The sequence below is a fragment of the Actinoplanes sp. NPDC021490 genome, assembly GCF_055562135.1.
The window spans coordinates 329,167-332,509 of sequence record NZ_JBVHFW010000005.1 but is presented as its reverse complement, the minus strand read 5'-3'; the positions used below and the strand labels follow the sequence as shown (position 1 = coordinate 332,509).

Genomic DNA, 3,343 nt, shown 5'->3' with positions numbered 1-3,343 from the left:
TCCTCGGCCCCCTCCTCGGCCCCCTCCTCGGCCCCCTCCTCGGCCCCCTCCTCGGCCCCCTCCTCGGCCCCCTCCTCGGCCCCCTCCTCGGCCCCCGAGCCGCCGGCCGTGCCCGACGACGCCGCGGTGGCGGCCCGCACCGAGCCGGCCGAGACCAAGTGAGCGCGGCCGAACCCGTCGACGGGCTGGGTGACGCCGCCCGCCCCGGCTCCGGCGAGGTGACCGCCACGGTCATCGTCAACGCGCCCGCCCAGCGCGTCTTCGCGGCCTTCCTCAACTGGGAGAAGCAGTCCGACTGGATCCCGTTCACCAAGGTCCGGGTGGTCGAGGGTGACGGCGGCGAGGGCAGCCTGGTCGAGGCGGTCACCGCGCTCGGCCCGGCGGCGCTGCGCGACGAGCTGCGGGTGGTCAAGGTCAATCCGCCGTACGAGGTCCGGGTCGTGCACTGCGGCAAGGTGCTGCGCGGGCCCGGCTCGATGCGCTGCACGGCCATGTCCGGCGACCGCACCCAGGTCGTGCTGCACGAGTGGTTCCACCTGCCGGTCGGCCCGATCGGCAAGCTGGCCTGGCCGGTGCTCTGGCCGGGGTCCAAGCTGGGCTTCACCGGCGCGCTCAAGAAGTTCGGCCGGCTGATTGAGCAGGGCAAACTGCCCTGACCGCTTTTTGTCGTACGGCGGCTCTACGGTGTTCGCCATGACAGACACCTCGGCGTTCGGGGCCCCGCAGCCCGGTGTGGCCCCGGCCGGCCTGCTCGAGGCGGGCCTCGTGATCGGCGACGACGGCCGGGCCCGCTGCTTCTGGGGTGGCAGCACCCCCGACTACGTGCCCTATCACGACGCCGAGTGGGGCCAGGTCGTGCGCGGCGACGACGCCCTCTTCGAGCGGATGACCCTCGAGGCCTTCCAGTCCGGCCTGTCCTGGATCACGATCCTGCGCAAACGGCCGGCCTTCCGGGCCGCGTTCGCCGGCTTCTCGATCGAAAAGGTCGCCGCCTTCTCCGACGCCGACGCCGCCCGCCTGATGGCCGACACCGGCATCGTCCGCAACCGCATGAAGATCGACGCCGCGCTGACCAACGCGCGGGTGGCCGCCGACCTGCCCGACGGCCTCGACGCCCTGCTCTGGTCCTACGCGCCGGAGCGCCGCCCGCCCCGCCCGGCGACCCGGGCCGACGTGCCGGCCACGACGCCCGAGTCCAAGGCGATGGCCAAGGATCTCAAGAAGCGCGGCTTCCGGTTCGTCGGCCCGACCACGGCTTATGCGTTGATGCAGGCGACGGGCATGGTCGATGACCATCTGGCCGGCTGCTGGGTCCCGCCGATCGATGCCGTCCCCGCCACGTGATGAGATGGACCGTATGGCTCAGTGGGCGGTGATCATTCCGGCGGAGAGGTGGGCGACCGAGCGGCTGTTCCACCACGACACGGTGACGGTGTCGGGTGGCGCGGGTCCGGTCGGCCCCGACGACGAGGTGCTGCTGGTCGCGGACGGTGACGTGGTGGCGCTGACGCAGGCGGTGGGCCACGGCGACGAGCTGGTCCTGGCCTACGTGCGGCGCGCTTTCGACGCGCCGGTGCCCGCGGCCGAGCTGGGCCTCGACGACGATGTCCGGATCGCCCCGGTCGATCCCGAGCTGTTCCGCCGGCTGGCCGCCGCGGTCGGCCGGGTCGCGCCCGCCGGTGACAAGAAGACCTGGCTGGTCAGCGTCGCGCTGCCGATCGAGGCGGTCACACCGGCCGAGGCGGTGCGGCAGTTCTGGTCGCACGTGCTCGAGCTGGGCCCGGTCGAGCTGCCGACCTACGTCTGGCCCTCCGGCGACGAGCTCGCCATGCAGGCCTTCGTGCTCGGCGAGGAAGCCAACCAGGACCCCGAAGAGGAAGACGAAGACGAGGACTAGCTGACTCGTCCGATGCCGGCGGTATGACGGTTTTGGGATCGTCACATACATAGATGTCAATGCCTACGCTCCTTCCCAATCGCGTCCTACCGGGCGCGCTCGTGGTGGGGAGGACCGAATGGTCAAGTGGCGGATTCTCGTGAGCACGGCGGTGGCTGCGCTCACGGTGGCGGCGTGGGGCACGACCGCCGAGGCGGCGCCGACCGCGCCGCCCGGCGACGGGGTCGCCAGCCCATCGGTGGTCGGCGGCAGCCGGGCCACGCAGGGTGAGTTCCCGTGGATGGTCCGTCTGTCGATGGGCTGCGGCGGCGCGCTTTACAGCCCAAGCCTGGTGCTCACGGCCGCGCACTGCGTGAGCCGCACCGGCGCCAACACCTCGATCACGGCCACGCTCGGCAACGTCGACCTGCAGGCGAGCAGCCGGATCACCCGCACTTCGAACTACGTCTACCGCGCGCCCGGCTACAACGGCAACGGCGACGACTGGGCTTTCATCCGCCTGTCCAGCCCCGTGACGACGTTGGCCACCCTGCCGATCGCCACGACGACGGCGTACGACTCGGGCACTTTCACGATCGCCGGTTGGGGCGCCAACCGTGAGGGCGGCGCCCAGCAGCGCTACCAGCTGAAGGCCACGGTCCCGTTCGTCAGCGACACCACTTGCAACTCTTCCTCGATGTACCGAGGCCAGGTAATCGCAGCCGAGGAAATCTGTGCCGGCTACGCCGCCGGCGGCGTAGACACGTGCCAGGGCGACTCGGGCGGCCCCATGTTCCGCCGCGACGCTTCCAACGCCTGGATCCAGGTAGGCATCGTCAGCTGGGGCGACGGTTGCGCCCGCCCCAACAAGCCAGGCGTCTACACCCAGGTCAGCTACTTCTCCTCAGCAATCCGCACAGCAGCCACAACCCTAGGAAGCTAACCCCCGCCCTCACCCCGCGGCCCCCGCCCAGCCCCTGCGCCGGGGCCGCTGGGCTGGGGGCTTGGGGCGCTGCGCTGGCGGGTTGGGCTTGGGCTTGGGCCGCTGCGCTGGCGGGCTGGCTTGGGGCTGTTGGGGCTTGGAGCGTTGGGCTGGGCCGCTGCGCTGGCGGGCTGGCGCTTGGGGCGCTGGGCCTGGGACGTTGGGCTGGCGGGCTGCGCTGGGCTGGGAGCGCTGCACGACAGCGTTCCCGCTACGGATCGCTCACGGCATTCCGTCGCCCTAGCGGGGTTAACCGCAACCAAAGTCGAATTTCGCCCGTCGATGAGTTGGGCGCCAAAAATGGTTAGCGAAGCGAGGCCATTTTTGGTGCCCAACTCATCGGCCTCCCGGGGCGAAATTCTCGGAGTCGCGGAGCGGCGACAATTAGGCTCAGCCGACCAAACCAAATTTGCAAACCCCGTACACCCGTGACAATCACGGTGAGCGCGCCCCCGTCAGCTCACTACAACCCCGTGGACTCGCGC

General features: G+C 70.9%; 4 protein-coding genes. All 4 read left to right on the top strand.

The genetic code is table 11. From position 1 onward, the window contains the following. Nucleotides 1–158 precede the first annotated feature (158 nt). A complete protein-coding gene (locus ACZ3I4_RS16415) occupies nucleotides 159–656 on the top strand; it encodes an SRPBCC family protein (protein ID WP_465382749.1) in 498 nt (165 codons plus the stop codon). Between the two features lie 109 nt (nucleotides 657–765). Then, the gene (locus ACZ3I4_RS16410; protein ID WP_465383014.1) at nucleotides 766–1,344 is read left to right on the top strand and encodes a DNA-3-methyladenine glycosylase I; all 579 of its coding nucleotides are present in this window, start codon (nucleotides 766–768) and stop codon (nucleotides 1,342–1,344) included. 13 nt (nucleotides 1,345–1,357) lie between these two features. Next, a complete protein-coding gene (locus ACZ3I4_RS16405; protein ID WP_465382748.1) occupies nucleotides 1,358–1,897 on the top strand; it encodes a hypothetical protein in 540 nt (179 codons plus the stop codon). Nucleotides 1,898–2,015: 118 nt separating this feature from the next. Then, on the top strand, nucleotides 2,016–2,819 hold the full coding sequence (locus ACZ3I4_RS16400; protein WP_465382747.1) for a S1 family peptidase: 804 nt from the start codon (nucleotides 2,016–2,018) through the stop codon (nucleotides 2,817–2,819). The last annotated feature ends 524 nt before the right edge of the window (nucleotides 2,820–3,343 follow it).